Annotated in this window: 16 protein-coding genes; 8 read left to right on the forward strand and 8 right to left on the reverse strand. The window is 51.5% G+C overall.

Annotation, left to right across the window (positions count from 1 at the left end):
- The first annotated feature begins 46 nt into the window (after window positions 1-46).
- From potA to potD, 4 genes are read left to right on the forward strand one after another with little or no spacing between them, the layout of a single operon-like run.
- Entirely contained in the window at window positions 47-1,183 is a 1,137-nt protein-coding gene (potA, locus tag BEB42_RS00160; protein WP_000531594.1) for a spermidine/putrescine ABC transporter ATP-binding protein PotA, read from the forward strand.
- The gene (gene potB / locus BEB42_RS00165; protein WP_000799396.1) at window positions 1,167-2,024 is read left to right on the forward strand and encodes a spermidine/putrescine ABC transporter permease PotB; all 858 of its coding nucleotides are present in this window, start codon (window positions 1,167-1,169) and stop codon (window positions 2,022-2,024) included. Before potA ends, potB begins: the two co-directional genes overlap by 17 nt.
- Window positions 2,021-2,815 carry a spermidine/putrescine ABC transporter permease PotC gene (gene potC, locus BEB42_RS00170; protein ID WP_000580316.1) on the forward strand — a complete coding sequence of 265 codons (795 nt, stop codon included), beginning with the start codon at window positions 2,021-2,023 and terminating at the stop codon, window positions 2,813-2,815. The genes potB and potC overlap by 4 nt, the downstream gene beginning before the upstream one ends.
- Complete coding sequence (gene potD, locus BEB42_RS00175; protein WP_000759307.1) at window positions 2,812-3,858, forward strand: spermidine/putrescine ABC transporter substrate-binding protein PotD; 1,047 nt, start codon at window positions 2,812-2,814, stop codon at window positions 3,856-3,858. The genes potC and potD overlap by 4 nt, the downstream gene beginning before the upstream one ends.
- Before the next feature lie 155 nt (window positions 3,859-4,013).
- Here potD and cobB read toward each other — a convergent pair whose 3' ends face one another.
- From cobB to lolC, 5 genes are read right to left on the reverse strand one after another with little or no spacing between them, the layout of a single operon-like run.
- On the reverse strand, window positions 4,014-4,835 hold the full coding sequence (cobB, locus tag BEB42_RS00185; RefSeq protein WP_000952736.1) for a Sir2 family NAD+-dependent deacetylase: 822 nt from the start codon (window positions 4,833-4,835) through the stop codon (window positions 4,014-4,016).
- 15 nt (window positions 4,836-4,850) lie between these two features.
- Entirely contained in the window at window positions 4,851-5,762 is a 912-nt protein-coding gene (gene nagK, locus BEB42_RS00190) for an N-acetylglucosamine kinase (protein ID WP_000291247.1), read from the reverse strand.
- Between the two features lie 28 nt (window positions 5,763-5,790).
- Window positions 5,791-7,035, reverse strand: a complete 1,245-nt coding sequence (lolE, locus tag BEB42_RS00195) for a lipoprotein-releasing ABC transporter permease subunit LolE (protein WP_001251354.1) — start codon at window positions 7,033-7,035, stop codon at window positions 5,791-5,793.
- Window positions 7,035-7,736, reverse strand: a complete 702-nt coding sequence (gene lolD, locus BEB42_RS00200; RefSeq protein WP_001033695.1) for a lipoprotein-releasing ABC transporter ATP-binding protein LolD — start codon at window positions 7,734-7,736, stop codon at window positions 7,035-7,037. The genes lolE and lolD overlap by 1 nt, the downstream gene beginning before the upstream one ends.
- Complete coding sequence (lolC, locus tag BEB42_RS00205; protein WP_000284708.1) at window positions 7,729-8,928, reverse strand: lipoprotein-releasing ABC transporter permease subunit LolC; 1,200 nt, start codon at window positions 8,926-8,928, stop codon at window positions 7,729-7,731. Before lolC ends, lolD begins: the two co-directional genes overlap by 8 nt.
- Before the next feature lie 262 nt (window positions 8,929-9,190).
- Here lolC and BEB42_RS00210 point away from each other — a divergent pair, with 262 nt between their 5' ends.
- The 3 genes from BEB42_RS00210 (at window position 9,191) to ldtC (ending at window position 14,944) form a co-directional block, all read left to right on the forward strand.
- A complete protein-coding gene (locus BEB42_RS00210) occupies window positions 9,191-10,264 on the forward strand; it encodes an acyltransferase family protein (protein WP_000810238.1) in 1,074 nt (357 codons plus the stop codon).
- A gap of 127 nt (window positions 10,265-10,391) precedes the next feature.
- On the forward strand, window positions 10,392-13,838 hold the full coding sequence (gene mfd / locus BEB42_RS00215; protein ID WP_001353284.1) for a transcription-repair coupling factor: 3,447 nt from the start codon (window positions 10,392-10,394) through the stop codon (window positions 13,836-13,838).
- Between the two features lie 143 nt (window positions 13,839-13,981).
- A complete protein-coding gene (ldtC, locus tag BEB42_RS00220; protein ID WP_010360119.1) occupies window positions 13,982-14,944 on the forward strand; it encodes a L,D-transpeptidase LdtC in 963 nt (320 codons plus the stop codon).
- An 82-nt stretch (window positions 14,945-15,026) separates the two neighbouring features.
- Here the strand turns inward: ldtC and bhsA are convergent, their stop codons facing one another.
- Window positions 15,027-15,284 carry a multiple stress resistance protein BhsA gene (gene bhsA / locus BEB42_RS00225; protein ID WP_000800149.1) on the reverse strand — a complete coding sequence of 86 codons (258 nt, stop codon included), beginning with the start codon at window positions 15,282-15,284 and terminating at the stop codon, window positions 15,027-15,029.
- A 240-nt stretch (window positions 15,285-15,524) separates the two neighbouring features.
- On the opposite strand from bhsA, the gene comR reads away from it, so the two are divergent.
- Window positions 15,525-16,157, forward strand: coding sequence for a TetR family copper-responsive transcriptional repressor ComR (gene comR, locus BEB42_RS00230; protein WP_001356845.1), 633 nt, complete (start codon window positions 15,525-15,527; stop codon window positions 16,155-16,157).
- 62 nt (window positions 16,158-16,219) lie between these two features.
- Here comR and BEB42_RS00235 read toward each other — a convergent pair whose 3' ends face one another.
- Together BEB42_RS00235 and ndh are read right to left on the reverse strand one after the other, a co-directional pair.
- Window positions 16,220-16,759, reverse strand: a complete 540-nt coding sequence (locus BEB42_RS00235; RefSeq protein WP_001043462.1) for a glycine zipper 2TM domain-containing protein — start codon at window positions 16,757-16,759, stop codon at window positions 16,220-16,222.
- Between the two features lie 226 nt (window positions 16,760-16,985).
- Window positions 16,986-18,290 carry an NADH-quinone dehydrogenase gene (ndh, locus tag BEB42_RS00245; RefSeq protein ID WP_000211045.1) on the reverse strand — a complete coding sequence of 435 codons (1,305 nt, stop codon included), beginning with the start codon at window positions 18,288-18,290 and terminating at the stop codon, window positions 16,986-16,988.
- Window positions 18,291-18,590: the final 300 nt, after the last annotated feature.

The raw sequence follows: 18,590 nt of genomic DNA on the forward strand, positions 1-18,590 counted from the left end.
TGGTTAACCACAAACCCCGCATCGGTAAGCCATCCGTTGCGTTTACATGGGACAGAGTAAAAAATTGAATAAACAACCGAGTTCGCTTTCACCGCTGGTGCAATTGGCGGGAATTCGCAAATGCTTTGATGGTAAAGAGGTCATTCCCCAGCTGGATCTGACTATCAACAATGGCGAGTTCCTCACGCTGCTTGGCCCTTCTGGCTGCGGTAAAACAACCGTTCTTCGCCTGATTGCAGGTCTGGAAACTGTTGATTCCGGACGCATCATGCTGGATAACGAGGACATCACCCACGTTCCGGCGGAAAACCGCTATGTGAACACTGTTTTCCAAAGCTACGCACTTTTCCCCCACATGACCGTGTTCGAAAATGTGGCCTTTGGGTTGCGCATGCAAAAAACCCCCGCTGCTGAAATTACGCCCCGCGTGATGGAAGCCCTGCGGATGGTGCAGCTGGAAACCTTCGCTCAACGCAAACCGCATCAGCTCTCTGGCGGTCAACAGCAACGCGTTGCCATTGCCCGCGCGGTGGTTAACAAGCCTCGTCTGTTGTTGCTGGATGAGTCGCTCTCAGCGCTGGATTACAAACTGCGCAAGCAAATGCAGAACGAGCTGAAAGCGTTACAGCGTAAGCTTGGCATTACATTCGTGTTCGTAACTCACGACCAGGAAGAAGCACTTACCATGTCGGACAGGATTGTGGTGATGCGCGATGGTCGCATTGAGCAAGACGGCACGCCGCGTGAAATCTACGAAGAGCCGAAAAACCTGTTTGTTGCTGGGTTTATCGGTGAAATCAATATGTTTAATGCCACGGTCATCGAACGTCTCGACGAGCAGCGCGTACGCGCCAACGTTGAAGGCCGCGAGTGTAATATCTACGTTAACTTCGCCGTTGAGCCAGGGCAAAAACTGCATGTTCTGCTACGTCCTGAAGACTTACGCGTTGAAGAGATTAACGACGATAACCACGCTGAAGGCCTGATTGGTTATGTTCGCGAGCGTAACTACAAAGGCATGACGCTGGAGTCGGTTGTTGAACTGGAAAATGGCAAGATGGTGATGGTCAGCGAATTCTTCAATGAAGACGATCCTGACTTTGACCACTCTCTCGACCAAAAAATGGCCATTAATTGGGTAGAAAGCTGGGAGGTCGTACTGGCTGATGAAGAACACAAGTAAGTTCCAGAATGTAGTGATTGTCACTATTGTCGGTTGGCTTGTGTTGTTTGTCTTTCTGCCCAACCTGATGATCATCGGCACCAGCTTTTTGACCCGCGACGACGCCAGTTTCGTCAAAATGGTCTTTACGCTGGATAACTACACACGTCTGCTCGATCCGCTCTATTTTGAAGTGCTATTGCACTCGCTGAATATGGCGCTGATCGCCACCCTCGCCTGCCTGGTGCTGGGCTATCCTTTTGCCTGGTTTCTGGCGAAGCTGCCACACAAGGTGCGTCCGCTGCTGCTGTTTCTGCTGATTGTTCCCTTCTGGACCAACTCATTGATTCGTATCTATGGGCTGAAAATTTTCCTCAGTACCAAAGGCTATCTCAACGAGTTTTTGCTCTGGTTGGGTATTATCGATACACCAATTCGCATTATGTTCACACCCAGTGCGGTGATTATCGGTCTGGTTTACATTCTGCTGCCGTTTATGGTGATGCCGCTGTACTCCAGTATCGAAAAACTGGATAAGCCGTTGCTGGAGGCGGCGCGCGATCTCGGTGCCAGCAAGTTGCAGACCTTTATCCGCATCATTATCCCACTGACGATGCCGGGAATTATTGCCGGATGTCTGCTGGTAATGCTGCCAGCGATGGGCCTGTTCTATGTGTCCGACCTGATGGGCGGTGCGAAAAACCTGCTGATCGGTAACGTCATCAAGGTACAGTTCCTCAATATTCGTGACTGGCCGTTTGGTGCAGCCACCAGCATTACGCTGACTATCGTAATGGGCCTGATGTTGCTGGTTTACTGGCGCGCTTCTCGTCTGCTGAATAAGAAGGTGGAACTCGAATGATCGGTCGACTGCTTCGCGGCGGTTTTATGACCGCTATCTACGCGTACCTGTATATCCCAATCATTATTTTGATTGTGAACTCTTTCAACAGCTCGCGCTTTGGCATCAACTGGCAGGGTTTTACCACCAAATGGTATAGCCTGCTGATGAACAACGACAGTCTGTTGCAGGCAGCTCAGCATTCACTGACGATGGCGGTGTTTTCGGCGACGTTTGCTACGCTTATCGGTTCACTGACGGCAGTTGCGTTGTACCGTTATCGCTTTCGTGGTAAGCCGTTCGTTAGCGGAATGCTGTTTGTGGTGATGATGTCGCCAGATATTGTGATGGCGATTTCGCTGCTGGTGCTGTTTATGCTGCTGGGTATTCAGCTTGGCTTCTGGTCGCTGCTGTTCTCGCATATCACCTTCTGCCTGCCGTTTGTGGTGGTGACGGTGTATTCGCGCCTGAAAGGTTTTGATGTGCGAATGCTGGAAGCGGCGAAAGATCTCGGTGCCAGCGAATTTACCATTCTGCGAAAAATCATTCTGCCACTGGCAATGCCTGCGGTGGCGGCGGGCTGGGTGTTAAGCTTTACCCTGTCGATGGACGATGTAGTAGTTTCTTCGTTCGTCACCGGACCAAGCTATGAAATTCTGCCGTTAAAAATTTATTCGATGGTCAAAGTCGGCGTATCGCCGGAAGTTAACGCGCTGGCAACCATATTACTGGTGCTGTCGCTGGTGATGGTAATTGCCAGCCAGCTTATTGCTCGTGATAAAACGAAAGGTAACACAGGGGACGTTAAATGAAAAAATGGTCACGCCACCTGCTCGCGGCGGGTGCTCTGGCACTGGGCATGAGCGCCGCTCACGCCGATGACAACAACACGCTGTATTTCTACAACTGGACCGAGTACGTGCCGCCAGGACTGCTTGAACAGTTCACCAAAGAAACCGGTATTAAGGTTATCTATTCGACTTACGAGTCGAACGAAACCATGTACGCGAAGCTGAAAACGTACAAAGACGGTGCCTATGACCTGGTGGTTCCTTCAACCTATTACGTCGATAAAATGCGTAAAGAAGGGATGATCCAGAAGATCGACAAGTCGAAGTTAAGCAATTTCAGCAACCTCGATCCAGACATGCTCAACAAGCCGTTTGACCCGAATAACGACTATTCCATTCCGTATATCTGGGGTGCGACGGCGATTGGCGTTAACGGTGATGCGGTGGATCCGAAATCTGTCACCAGCTGGGCCGATCTGTGGAAACCTGAGTACAAAGGCAGCCTGCTGCTGACCGACGATGCCCGTGAAGTGTTCCAGATGGCGCTGCGTAAGCTGGGCTACTCCGGTAACACCACCGATCCGAAAGAGATTGAAGCTGCATACAACGAGCTGAAAAAACTGATGCCAAACGTCGCGGCGTTTAACTCCGATAACCCGGCGAACCCGTATATGGAAGGCGAAGTTAACCTCGGCATGATCTGGAACGGTTCTGCTTTCGTTGCACGCCAGGCGGGTACGCCAATTGACGTAGTGTGGCCGAAAGAAGGCGGCATTTTCTGGATGGACAGCCTGGCGATCCCGGCAAATGCCAAAAACAAAGAAGGCGCGCTGAAATTGATCAACTTCCTGCTGCGCCCGGATGTGGCAAAACAGGTTGCTGAAACTATCGGTTATCCAACGCCAAACCTCGCCGCGCGTAAGCTGTTAAGCCCGGAAATAGCGAACGACAAGACGCTCTACCCGGATGCTGAAACCATTAAAAATGGCGAATGGCAGAATGACGTTGGCGCAGCCAGCAGCATTTATGAAGAGTATTATCAGAAGCTGAAAGCAGGACGTTAATTCAGCAAACGGGCGGTGGTATTACCGCCCGTTTTTTATTTAGCAAGGATGTGGCTAAGGAGTCAGGACAGTAAAGTTTTATCCCGCTCTTTCGTCGGTATTGTGGTCCGCTCGTAGGCCTGATAAGCGTAGCGCATCAGGCAATGCTTCCTGCTTTATAAGCCCTTCAGCAACTTTTCAACAAACTCTGGCACCACCTGGCTTGCCGGGCCGTAATATTTCTCGGCAAATTCATTACCGACCTGGCTCGGTTCGAGATTGAGTTCAACCGTATGCGCGCCATGCAGCTTCGCTTCGTGGACAAACCCAGCAGCTGGATAAACATGCCCTGATGTGCCAATAGCAATGAAAATATCGGCCATCGACAGCGCCATATAAATTTCATCCATGCCGAGTGGCATTTCGCCAAACCATACTACGTGTGGGCGCAGCGGAGCCGGGAACTGGCAGCAATGACATTTGTCTTCTGGCGTGACGTCTCCGGTCCAGTCGAGAACCTGACCACTTTGCGAACAGCGAACTTTCAGCAGTTCCCCATGCATATGAATAACATTGGTATTACCTGCGCGTTCATGCAGGTTGTCGATATTCTGCGTCACCAGCAAAAAGCGATCGCCGAGAGCATCTTGCAGTTTAGCTAGCGCAAGATGCGCGGCGTTAGGCTGAATTTCTGGCTGCTGTAGCTGTCGACGACGGGCGTTATAAAACGCTTGCACCAGTTCAGGATCGCGATCGAAACCTTCCGGCGTTGCCACATCTTCAACCCGATGTTCTTCCCACAGGCCATCTGCGGCGCGAAAGGTACGAATACCTGATTCCGCAGAAATCCCTGCCCCTGTCAGTACGAGTACTCTTGGTTTTTCCATTGCTTCCGGCACCACTTTATCTCTGAAAAAAATACGCTGACGCAAACGCTCGCGCAGGCGGCGTTTATTTTTACGAAAACGACTTAACCGATGACCCCGACGCGACAGCATAGCAACCTCTGTTGTTTAATCGGTTAGATGTAGGAAAGCCGCACCACGCATTCCTCCCGCATCACCGTGGCGCGCGCGTTCAATGCGCGGAACACGAGCGACAGGTAAGAGATGACGAGGCAGCCTGTCCGCCAGTTGCGTTGTGATTGCCAGGAAATTCGATAAGCCACCACCAATGACGACCAGGTCAGGGTCAACAATGGTCAGGATATTTCCCAGACAAACCGCTAATAAATCCAGATAACGCTCAACGTGCGCCCTTGCCTGCTCATCGCCTTGATCATAAAGCGCAATAATTTCGGGAGCCTGCAACGGTTGATGATAATAGTGTTGATACAGCCACGCAAAACCGCGACCAGACAGATAATTTTCAATGCAGCCATGCTGACCACAGCCGCAGCGGCGTAACGGGAAATCCAGCCCCATCATGGTTAATGCATCAACCGGCAGACGCATATGGCCAAACTCGCCGGTAATGTAGCTTTTACCGGTAATCGGTTTACCGTTGAAAATCAGCCCGCCGCCAACGCCGGTGCCGAGAATCAACCCCATCACCAGTGGATATTGAGTAAATTCATCATCCCATGCTTCAGAAAGTGCAAAACAGTTGGCATCGTTATCAAGGCGTACATCGCGATCAAGACGTGCGCTCAGGTCGGCACGCAGCGGTTTACCGCTGGCAGCAGGGACATTGGCGGCATACAGCGTACCATCTTCTGTTTCCGGCATTCCCGGAATACCGATGCCTACAGAACCTTTACAGCCAAAACGCTTATCGGCTTCAGCCACCAGCTCGCACACTGCATCTAGAAATGCGTCATAGCTGTCACGCGGTGTCGGCACCCGCTTTTCCCACTGCAACTGCCGACCGCTATCAAACACGCCAAGCGCAATTTTTGTTCCACCAATATCAAACCCGTAATACATTGCCGCTCCTTGTTTTAATGTACTGCCTTTACTGGCCGCTAAGGACTCGCGCAGGGTCAATATTACTGGCGCGCCGCGCCGGATACCAACTTGCCAAAAGACTCAGCAACAATGCTGTGACCAGTACGTAGAAGACGTCCAGCCAGTGCAATTCCGATGGCAGGAAGTCAATAAAATAGATATCGCTGGAGAGGAACTGATGACCAATCAGCTTTTCAATCCACTCAATAATCGGGGTAAGTTGCAGTGAAACCACCACGCCGATAATCACCCCACACAGGCTGCCGAACAGCCCTGCCAGCAATCCATACCAGACAAAGATGGCGCGAATTAAACCATCTTTCGCCCCCAGCGTTCTTAATACTGCGATATCGCCACTCTTGTCTTTCACCGCCATCACTAAGGTAGAGACGATGTTGAAACAGGCCACGCCAATCACCAGTACCATCGCCAGATACATAATGGCGCGGATCATCTGGATATCGCGATACATATAGCCGTAAGTACCAATCCAGCTTTTAATATAAACATAGCTGTTGGTCACTTCACCCGCATCGCGTACCAGCTTATTGGCGTTGAAAACATCCGTCATTTTAAGGGCAATACCTGACACGCTGGAACCCATATCAAGATATTGTTGGGCATCCGCCAGCGGGATCATGGCAAAACTGTGATCGAGTTGGCCACTCAACTGCAAAATACCGGCAACGTGCAAACGCACGCGTTTTGGCTGCATCAGTTTATGCTCGGGATTCGAGTTGGGGATCATAATCGACACCCAATCGCCCTGCTTCACTTTCAGCGCATCCGCCACGCCTTTGCCGATGATAATTTGCTGTTCACCTGCTTTAAAATTGCTCCACGCATCGTCCTGGACAAATGAGGGTAATGCGCTCAAACGCTGTTCCTGTTGCGGGTTAACGCCCTTGACCTGAATTGCGCGCAGATTGGCACCACTTTCCACCAGCCCGGTGAAATTGATATACGGCGCGGCAGCGGCAATACCCGGCACTTTTTGCACGTTATCCAGGGCTTCTTGCCAGTTAGTCCACGGCTGATCCACCGCCTCAATTTCGCCATGCGGCACCACCGCCAGAATGCGGTTGTTCAGTTCGCGTTCAAAGCCGTTCATCGCGCTTAAGCCGACGATCAATACCGCCACGCCGAGGGCAATGCCAATGGTAGAAATGACGGAGATCAGCGACACCATGCCGCCGCGTCGCCGTCCGCGACTAAAACGCAGGCCAATCAATAACGATAAAGGCATCGCCATTACTCCGCCCCCATCAGGCTCAGTTCCGCCGTCAGACGTCCATCACGCATTTCCAGTTGGCGGCTCATACGTTTCGCCAGTTGCAGATCGTGAGTAACCACCAGGAAGGCGGTACCCTGCAAACGATTCAACTCCCCAAGCAACTGGAAGATGCTGTCGGCGTTACGTGCGTCAAGGTTACCGGTAGGTTCATCCGCCAGTACCAGCCGCGGGTTATTGACCAGCGCACGGGCAATCGCCACACGCTGGCGCTCACCGCCAGAAAGTTCAGATGGGCGGTGATTCGCACGATGCTCCAGCCCCACCGCTTTTAACATCTCCAGCGCACGGCTGTTGATTTCAGCGGGCTTTTTCTTGCCAATCAGCAGTGGCATAGCCACGTTTTCCAGGGCGGTAAAATCCGGCAGCAGGTGGTGAAACTGATAAATAAAGCCCAGCTTCTGGTTGCGCAGCTCTGCTTTCGCCGCCGAAGACAGTTTGCTCATCGGTTGACCGTTAAAGATCACATCGCCGGAGGTTGGCGTATCCAGCCCGCCCAGCAGGTGCAGCAAGGTACTTTTACCAGAACCAGAGCTACCGACGATCGCCATCATTTCACCTTCGCCGACGCTGAAACTGACATTGTGCAGTACATCGGTTTGCACACTGCCTTCCTGATAGCGTTTGCACAGGTTGTCGCATTGCAACAGGATCTTATTCATAACGTAAAGCCTCAGCGGGTTGAGTGGCGGCAGCGCGCCATGAAGGGTAAAGCGTAGACAGCAGCGCGATAGCCATCGCCACCAGCGCAATAACAATGACCTGTAAAGGTTCGATAGCGACTGGCAGTGCCGCGCCATCAAGCAGGACGCCGATTATCGGCATCAGATTATTCAACTGGCTGGCAAGCAGTGCACCAAGCGCCGCTCCGAGGATCGCACCGATAATCCCGGCGCTTGCCCCTTGCACCATAAAGACCATCATGATTTGTCGCGGAGTTAAGCCTTGCGTTTGCAGGATCGCTACTTCGCCCTGCTTCTCCATCACCATCAGCCCTAGCGAGGTAATAATGTTAAACGCCGCTACGGCAACAATCAGGCTCAGCAGCAAGCCCATCATATTTTTTTCCATGCGTACGGCCTGGAACAGCTCGCCTTTACGATCACGCCAGTCCTGCCATTTGCTGCCTTCAGGCAGTTTTTGCTGGCTTAAAGAATCAACTTTCAGCGGCTCATCCAGCCACAAACGCCAGCCAGTGATATTACCTGCCGGATAACGCATCAGACGCGAGGCATCCTCAATATTCACCAGCATTTCATAGCCATCGACTTCACTGTTGGCGGCGAAAGTGCCAATCACATTGAACAGGCGCTGGCTTGGAATACGCCCCATCGGCGTGAACTGGCTGGCAGACGGCACCATCACGCGGATTTGATCACCGCGATTGACACCTAACTGTGAGGCAAGTTGTTCGCCGAGAATGACATTATATTTCCCCGGTTCGAGATCAGCTTGTTTCACATTGACCAGATACGGCGTGAGTGGATCTTTTTGCGCCGGGTCGATACCCAGCATCACCCCGACCGCCACGCTGCGCGCGCTTTGCAGTACCACATCACCGGTAGTAATAGGTGCGACGCGATTAACGCCGTCCAGTTTGACTGCCGTTTCCGGGAGTTGCTGCGGGTTAAGAGAGCCATGCTCAGAAGAGAGAATTGCCTGTGGCATCAGGCCAAGGATGTTGTTTTGCAGCTCGCGCTCAAAGCCGTTCATCACTGACAATACTGTGACCAGCGCCATCACCCCGAGGGTAATGCCGATGGTAGAAAGCCAGGAGACGAAGCGACCGAAGCGATCCGCTGCACGCCCACGCATGTAACGCAGGCCAATAAATAGAGCGACAGGTTGGTACATGAAATCCGTCTGGTTGCTGTTAGCAAAGACACGAGTATATAAGCGAAAGCAAGATGGGTAAACGTCTGAACTGTAAGTGATCGTCAGGGCTAATCTGAAAAGTCCCCGTAAATCAATCGGCTAAATTGCCATGTTTTATCATCAATCTTGCCGCCTGATCTTAATCTGAAAAATCATCCAATACAGACAGATACCCATTACACCTCGGGTCATAACCCGCAGGATCAACCGCATGTAAATTAAAAAAGAGCGTGTTGTCCTGATGAAACAAAAAGAGCTATGGATTAACCAGATCAAAGGGTTATGTATTTGTCTTGTAGTGATTTATCACTCGGTCATTACCTTTTATCCGCATCTGACCACTTTTCAGCATCCGTTATCGGAAGTCCTGAGCAAATGCTGGATCTATTTCAATCTTTACCTTGCCCCCTTTCGTATGCCGGTTTTTTTCTTTATTTCTGGCTATTTGATTCGCCGCTATATCGACAGCGTACCGTGGGGAAATTGTCTCGATAAACGCATCTGGAACATCTTCTGGGTGCTGGCGCTGTGGGGCGTGGTGCAGTGGCTGGCGTTAAGTGCGCTGAATCAGTGGCTGGCACCTGAGCGCGATTTAAGCAATGCCTCCAATGCCGCTTATGCCGATTCTACCGATGAGTTCCTGCACGGAATGATCACCGCCAGCACCAGCTTGTGGTATCTGTATGCTTTAATTGTCTATTTCGTGATATGTAAAATTTTTAACCGCCTGGCCCTGCCGTTATTTGTTCTGTTTGTACTGATGAGTGTGGCGGTTAATTTCGTACCCACACCGTGGTGGGGAATGAACAGTGTGATCCGCAATTTGCCTTATTACAGCCTTGGCGCATGGTTTGGCGCAACATTAATGACCTGTGTTAAAGCGGTGCCGTTGCGCCGCCATCTGCTGATGGCTTCTTTATTGGCCGTTCTGGCGGTCGGAGCCTGGTTGTTTAATATTTCGCTGCTGTTGTCGCTGGTATCGATTGTGGTGATCATGAAGCTGTTTTATCAGTACGAGCAACGCTTCGGTATGCGCTCCACCGGCCTGCTGAATGTGATTGGCTCCAACACCATTGCTATCTATACCACCCATCGCATTCTGGTAGAAATATTCAGCTTAAGCCTGATTCCGCAAATGAACGCCGGGCGCTGGTCGCCGCAAATCGAACTGACGTTCCTGCTGGTTTACCCCTTTGTCAGTTTGTTGATTTGTACTGTTGCGGGCTTGCTGGTAAGAAAACTTTCACAGCGCGCATTCAGCGATCTGTTGTTCTCCCCGCCTTCTCTGCCCGCTGCCGTCAGTTACTCCCGCTAAGCCATCGCCCCAGCCGGGGCGATTCAATTTGCTAAACCATGTCGATTACGGATAATGAACAGCATTGCTTATCAGAGATATGCCCCCATATGTTGAGGCATATCCTAACGAGAATCTGACAACCGTTATGCCTGAACAATATCGTTATACGCTGCCCGTCAAAGCGGGTGAGCAGCGTCTGCTGGGCGAGTTAACTGGCGCTGCCTGCGCGACGCTGGTAGCGGAAATTGCCGAACGTCACGCCGGTCCGGTGGTACTTATTGCACCAGATATGCAAAATGCCCTGCGTTTGCATGATGAAATCAGCCAGTTTACCGATCAGATGGTGATGAATCTGGCGGACTGGGAAACCCTCCCTTACGACAGTTTTTCGCCTCATCAGGACATTATCTCCTCGCGCCTTTCCACCCTTTACCAGCTACCGACCATGCAGCGTGGCGTACTGATTGTTCCGGTGAATACGCTTATGCAGCGCGTTTGCCCGCACAGTTTTCTCCACGGCCATGCGCTGGTGATGAAAAAAGGTCAGCGGTTATCTCGCGATGCCTTGCGTACGCAACTGGACAGCGCCGGTTATCGCCATGTTGATCAGGTGATGGAACACGGCGAATACGCCACGCGCGGCGCGTTGCTGGATCTTTTCCCGATGGGCAGCGACTTGCCTTATCGTCTTGATTTTTTTGATGATGAAATCGATAGCCTGCGCGTATTTGACGTTGACAGCCAGCGTACGCTGGAAGAAGTAGAAGCGATCAATCTGCTGCCCGCGCACGAATTTCCGACAGATAAAGCGGCAATTGAACTGTTCCGCAGTCAGTGGCGTGATACTTTCGAAGTGAAGCGCGATCCGGAACATATTTATCAGCAAGTGAGTAAAGGCACATTGCCTGCCGGGATCGAGTACTGGCAGCCGCTATTCTTCAGCGAACCGCTGCCGCCACTGTTCAGTTATTTCCCTGCCAATACGCTGTTGGTGAATACTGGCGATCTGGAAAACAGTGCCGAACGTTTCCAGGCTGACACGCTGGCGCGTTTTGAAAATCGCGGCGTCGATCCGATGCGCCCGCTATTACCGCCACAATCGCTCTGGCTGCGGGTAGACGAGTTCTTTTCAGAGCTGAAAAACTGGCCGCGCGTACAGCTAAAAACCGAACATTTACCGACAAAAGCAGCGAATACCAATTTAAGTTTTCAGAAGCTGCCAGATCTGGCCGTTCAGGCACAACAAAAAGCACCGCTGGATGCACTGCGTAAGTTCCTCGAGTCTTTCGACGGTCCGGTAGTGTTCTCGGTGGAAAGTGAAGGCCGCCGTGAAGCGCTGGGTGAATTGCTCGCGCGAATTAAAATTGCTCCGCAACGCATTATGCGTCTTGATGAAGCTAGCGACCGCGGGCGTTATCTGATGATTGGCGCTGCCGAACATGGCTTTATCGATACGGTACGTAATCTGGCGCTGATTTGCGAAAGCGATCTGCTCGGTGAACGCGTTGCCCGTCGTCGTCAGGATTCTCGCCGCGCCATCAACCCCGATACACTGATCCGTAACCTTGCGGAGCTGCATATTGGTCAGCCGGTGGTCCATCTGGAGCACGGCGTCGGGCGCTATGCAGGAATGACCACGCTGGAAGCCGGCGGCATTACCGGCGAGTATTTGATGCTCACCTATGCCAACGACGCCAAACTGTATGTTCCGGTGTCGTCACTGCATCTGATTAGCCGGTACGCAGGTGGCGCGGAAGAAAATGCCCCGCTGCATAAACTTGGCGGCGATGCGTGGTCACGCGCGCGGCAGAAAGCGGCGGAAAAAGTGCGTGATGTGGCGGCAGAATTGCTGGATATCTACGCGCAACGCGCCGCCAAAGAGGGCTTCGCGTTTAAACACGATCGTGAACAATATCAATTGTTCTGCGACAGCTTCCCGTTTGAAACCACGCCGGATCAGGCGCAAGCCATTAATGCAGTGCTTAGCGATATGTGTCAGCCGCTGGCGATGGATCGTCTGGTGTGCGGCGATGTTGGCTTTGGTAAAACAGAAGTTGCGATGCGCGCCGCTTTCCTGGCGGTAGATAACCACAAGCAGGTGGCGGTGCTGGTGCCTACCACCCTTCTCGCGCAGCAGCATTACGACAACTTCCGCGACCGTTTCGCCAACTGGCCGGTACGCATCGAAATGATCTCCCGTTTCCGCAGCGCCAAAGAGCAGACGCAAATCCTTGCGGAAGTGGCGGAAGGGAAAATCGATATTCTGATCGGTACGCACAAACTGCTGCAAAATGACGTCAAGTTTAAAGATTTAGGTCTGCTGATTGTCGATGAAGAACACCGCTTCGGGGTGCGTCATAAAGAGCGCATTAAAGCGATGCGGGCGAACGTGGATATTCTGACACTTACCGCAACGCCGATCCCACGTACGCTGAATATGGCAATGAGCGGAATGCGCGATCTGTCGATTATCGCTACGCCGCCTGCCCGTCGTCTGGCAGTTAAAACCTTTGTCCGTGAGTATGACAGTCTGGTGGTCCGGGAGGCGATCCTGCGTGAAATTTTGCGCGGGGGACAGGTTTATTATCTCTACAATGATGTGGAAAACATCCAGAAAGCCGCCGAACGACTGGCAGAACTGGTGCCAGAGGCGCGGATCGCCATCGGCCACGGGCAGATGCGTGAGCGCGAACTGGAACGGGTGATGAATGATTTCCATCATCAACGTTTCAACGTGCTGGTTTGTACCACCATTATCGAAACCGGGATCGACATCCCTACCGCTAACACCATTATCATTGAACGCGCGGATCACTTCGGTCTGGCACAACTCCACCAGTTGCGCGGTCGCGTCGGACGTTCGCATCATCAGGCATATGCATGGTTGCTGACGCCGCATCCAAAAGCGATGACCACCGATGCGCAAAAACGTCTTGAAGCGATTGCCTCGCTGGAAGATCTCGGTGCAGGTTTTGCGCTGGCAACGCACGATCTGGAGATTCGCGGCGCAGGTGAACTGCTTGGCGAAGAACAAAGCGGCTCAATGGAAACCATCGGTTTCTCGCTGTATATGGAGTTGCTGGAAAACGCCGTCGATGCGCTGAAAGCCGGACGCGAGCCGTCGCTGGAAGATCTCACTAGCCAGCAAACAGAAGTCGAGCTGCGGATGCCGTCGCTATTACCAGATGATTTCATTCCTGACGTGAATACGCGTTTGTCGTTCTATAAACGTATTGCCAGCGCCAAAACGGAAAACGAACTGGAAGAGATCAAAGTTGAGCTTATCGATCGCTTCGGCCTGCTGCCGGATCCGGCGCGTACCCTGCTGGATATTGCCCGTCTGCGCCAGCAAGCGCAGAAACTGGGGATCAGGAAGCTGGAAGGTAATGAGAAAGGTGGGGTGATCGAATTTGCCGAGAAGAATCACGTTAATCCGGCATGGCTGATTGGTTTGCTGCAAAAACAGCCACAGCATTACCGCCTTGATGGTCCGACGCGCCTGAAGTTTATTCAGGATTTGAGCGAGCGGAAAACGCGTATCGAATGGGTACGCCAGTTTATGCGTGAACTGGAAGAGAACGCGATCGCTTAATAGTTAATCGGGGGCGTTTCTGCGCCCCCATCTGCAACATTTACAAATTCTTTGCACTTCCCTGCACTATCCGACACTGTCACCATCCATAATTCAGGCTTATCTGTTTATTACAATAACCTTATATTTATTATGGATTTTTGGTGATGATCAAAACGCGTTTTTCTCGCTGGCTAACGTTTTTTACGTTCGCCGCTGCCGTGGCGCTGGCGCTACCGGTAAAAGCCAACACCTGGCCGCTGCCGCCAGCAGGCAGTCGTCTGGTTGGCGAAAACAAATTTCATGTGGTGGAAAATGACGGTGGTTCTCTGGAAGCCATCGCCAAAAAATATAATGTCGGCTTTCTCGCTCTGTTACAGGCTAACCCCGGCGTTGATCCTTACGTGCCGCGCGCGGGTAGCGTGTTAACGATCCCGTTGCAAACCCTACTTCCAGATGCGCCGCGCGAAGGCATTGTGATCAATATTGCGGAACTGCGTCTCTATTACTACCCGCCGGGTAAAAATTCGGTAACCGTGTATCCCATCGGCATTGGTCAGTTGGGTGGTGACACGCTGACACCGACAATGGTGACCACCGTTTCTGACAAGCGTGCAAACCCAACCTGGACGCCAACGGCAAACATTCGCGCGCGGTATAAGGCACAGGGAATTGAGTTGCCTGCGGTAGTTCCGGCTGGACCGGATAACCCAATGGGCCATCATGCGATTCGTCTGGCGGCCTATGGCGGTGTTTATTTGCTTCACGGTACGAACGCCGATTTCGGCATTGGCATGCGGGTAAGTTCTGGCTGTATTCGTCTGCGGGATGACGATATCAAAACACTCTTTAGCCAGGTCACCCCAGGTACCAAAGTGAATATCATCAACACCCCGATTAAAGTCTCTGCCGAACCAAACGGTGCGCGTCTGGTTGAAGTACATCAACCGCTGTCAGAGAAGATTGATGACGATCCGCAGCTGCTGCCAATTACACTGAATAGCGCAATGCAATCATTTAAAGATGCAGCGCAAACTGACGCTGAAGTGATGCAGCATGTGATGGATGTCCGTTCCGGGATGCCGGTGGATGTCCGCCGTCATCAAGTGAGCCCACAAACTTTGTAAATCCTGGATAAAAAAATCCCCGCGACACGGCATGTCGCGGGGAAAAAAATCAGCAGTAGCAGGCATTAATGAGGGTTAATGCTTATTTATAAATTACTGCTGTTCCATGGAGGGTATTCGGACCGGTTACAGAAGTAATACGGAAAGATTTTGCGCCCATCTCATCCGCTTTATGCGCCAGCTGCTCTTCCAGCGATCCCAGATTTGTCCCCGCGTTAGCACTGATAGTACCGACTTTTTGTTGGCCTTCTGGCGTTGACTGAACTTCGACAGCCGCAAAGCTGGCAAATGACATTGAGCTTAAAATCGCCGCAGCGATGAGGGTTTTTACGTTTTTCATAATAGTGGCCTTATGCAGATGAATGACGTCGCAAGCAATTACTTAACGATCGATAACTAAATGATAGATGTGATCTGGATCACATACAAGATATTTTTTATAACAATCATTAATTAATTTAAAAATCTTTAAATTTCAGTTAAATAGAAAGCAATTATTTTTATGGTTTGTGGACTGGTGAACGGAGGTGATTATTTTTATAATAACCTTTCATTCACAGTCACCAGGTACAACGGCATCATGGCAACTGACTCAACACAATGTGTAAAAAAAAGCCGTGGCCGCCCAAAAGTGTTCGACAGGGATGCCGCGCTTGATAAGGCCATGAAATTGTTCTGGCAGCACGGTTATGAAGCGACTTCTCTTGCGGACCTCGTCGAAGCGACCGGAGCCAAAGCGCCCACGCTATACGCGGAATTTACCAACAAAGAGGGGTTATTCCGCGCCGTACTCGACCGCTATATCGATCGTTTTGCCGCTAAGCATGAAGCACAGCTGTTTTGTGAAGAGAAAAGCGTGGAGTCTGCGCTGGCTGACTATTTTGCTGCCATCGCCAACTGCTTTACCAGCAAAGACACCCCGGCTGGCTGCTTTATGATCAACAACTGCACCACCCTCTCCCCGGATTCCGGAGATATCGCCAATACGCTGAAATCACGCCATGCGATGCAAGAGCGCACTTTGCAGCAGTTTTTATGTCAACGACAAGCGCGCGGGGAAATCCCGACCCACTGTGATGTGACGCATCTGGCTGAATTCCTTAATTGTATTATTCAGGGGATGTCGATCAGCGCACGCGAAGGTGCATCGCTGGAAAAACTGATGCAGATTGCCCGAACGACTTTGCGTTTATGGCCCGAACTGGTGAAATAAGGCGCAAAAAAAAGCCCCTCAGCCTGAGCGAATGGGGGGCTAAATTGCAGAATACAGCCTTGTTATACTTTGTTATTCAAAATCAGTTGCCCGTTGCCATCTAACGGGATCTGCGTACCCGGATCGCGGTCCATGCGGATTTTGCCCTGCTGATCGCCAATCTTATAGGTCACATCATAACCGAGCATTTTTTCTGACTTGTCATACACCGTTTTACAACGCTGTTGCGTAGTCGTGTAAGTATCGCTTTCCTGGAGAGAGCCCTGGATCTGGTTACCGGCATAGCCACCTCCCAGCGCCCCCACAACAGTGGCGACATCTTTACCGCGACCACCGCCAAACTGATGCCCTATCACGCCGCCAGCAACAGCGCCGAGCACCGACCCGGTAATGCGATTTTCATCCTGCACCGGTCGACGATGGGTCACTGTGACGTTGCGACACTCCTGACGCGGTGTTTTAACCGTTTCCTTGATTGGGGTTGCAGAAACAACCTGAGCGTATTGCGGGCCACGTTCAAACACGTTCAGACTGGCCACTGCCGCTACGCCCAACGCAGCTGCGACACCAATCCCCATACCCGCCAACATTGATTTATTCACGGGAACACCTCCTTCTTTGCTGTTATGCCAATCATGCAAGTGAAGGAGAAAAGCAGCTATCAGACAGAAGATGAAAAGCGCGGGAATGGCTGGAAATACTTAGGGATTCGGAGGAGTCTGAAGGAATGCCTGATGCGACGCTTAACGCGTCTTATCAGGCCTACCGCTCGTACCATTTGTCCAGGGCGGATAAGGCGTTTACGCCGCATCCGCCAGTACAAGCCGATTAATGCAACTTCAAACGTGGACGGATAACGCGGTTAATACTCCCCACCAGCATCATTAATCCGGTTTTAAAGTAACCATGCAGCGCAATCTGATGCATTCTGTATAGCGAGATGTATACAAAGCGCGCAATTCGTCCTTCAATCATCATTGAGCCGCGCGTCAGGTTACCCATCAGGCTACCAACGGTGGAGAAATTCGACAACGATACCAGCGAACCGTGATCTTTATACTGATAATTTTTCAGCGGCTTACCGTTCATCTGCGCCAGAATGTTGTTCATTGCGCAGGTTGCCATCTGGTGTGCGGCCTGCGCACGCGGCGGAACAAAGCCCCCTTCCGGACGCGGGCATGACGCGCAGTCGCCAATAGCGTATATGTCTGGATCGCGAGTGGTTTGCAGCGTCGGTTCCACCACCAGCTGGTTGATACGGTTGGTTTCAAGACCACCGATATCTTTCAGGAAGTCTGGCGCTTTGATCCCGGCTGCCCACACCATCAGATCAGCCTCAATATATTCACCATCTTTAGTGTGCAGGCCGCCTTCATCAGCACTGGTGACCATGGTTTGCGTCAGCACGCGAACGCCAAGTTTCGTTAACTCATTATGGGCCGCAGCAGAAATACGTGGCGGTAATGCAGGCAAAATACGTTCGCCCGCTTCTACCAGCGTTACGTTCAGGGCTTCGTTGGTCAGGCCTTTGTAACCATAGCTGTGCAGTTGCTTGACCGCGTTGTGCAATTCTGCGGAGAGTTCTACACCCGTCGCGCCGCCGCCGACAATCGCAATGTTCACTTTACCATTCGCGCCCAGGTTGGCGGAGTATTTCAGGAACAGATTCAGCATCTCCTGATGGAAACGACGCGCCTGATGCGGGTTATCGAGGAAAATGCAGTTCTCTTTGACTCCTGGCGTATTGAAATCGTTAGAGGTGCTGCCCAACGCCATTACCAGGGTGTCATAGGCGATTTTACGTTCCGGAACCAGCAGTTCACCTTTCTCGTCGCGCAGTTCTGCAATAGTGATTGTTTTCGCTTCACGATCGATATCAATGACGGAACCCAGCTGGAACTGGAAACCATGATTGCGCGCATGGGCCAGATAGCTCAACGCATCGACGCCTTCATCAAGCGAGCCAGTCGCCACTTCGTGCAGCAGCGGTTTCCACAAGTGGCTGTGGTTACGATCGACCAGCGTAATTTTGGCTTTTTTCTTGCGTCCCAGCTTATGTCCCAGCTGTGTCGCCATTTCCAGCCCACCAGCACCGCCGCCGACAATCACAATTTTTTTCAATGGCGTAGTCAACGTGACCCCCTTAAATTTATTAACCAATTGTTAACTAATAGTTATTAACATAGCTCTTAATTAACAACAGGTTACAGCAATGAAAATGTTCTTCGTTATTGAGAATAACATGAATGGTGCATTGGTCATACCAAAATTGATGTTAATCAAGTTTTGTTGCTGAAAAGATAGGCTGATTTGCCGGATGAGATCAAAAAATACAGCTTATTGTTTATTATTTAAACGAGCCCAGGAGGGTGAGACGTATATGGAGGGCGTTTGGTTGGCCTGATAAGACGCGAACGGCGTCGCATCAGGCAC

Origin of the sequence: Escherichia sp. MOD1-EC5990 (assembly GCF_002965285.1) — a bacterium.
Lineage (GTDB): Bacteria > Pseudomonadota > Gammaproteobacteria > Enterobacterales > Enterobacteriaceae > Escherichia > Escherichia coli_F.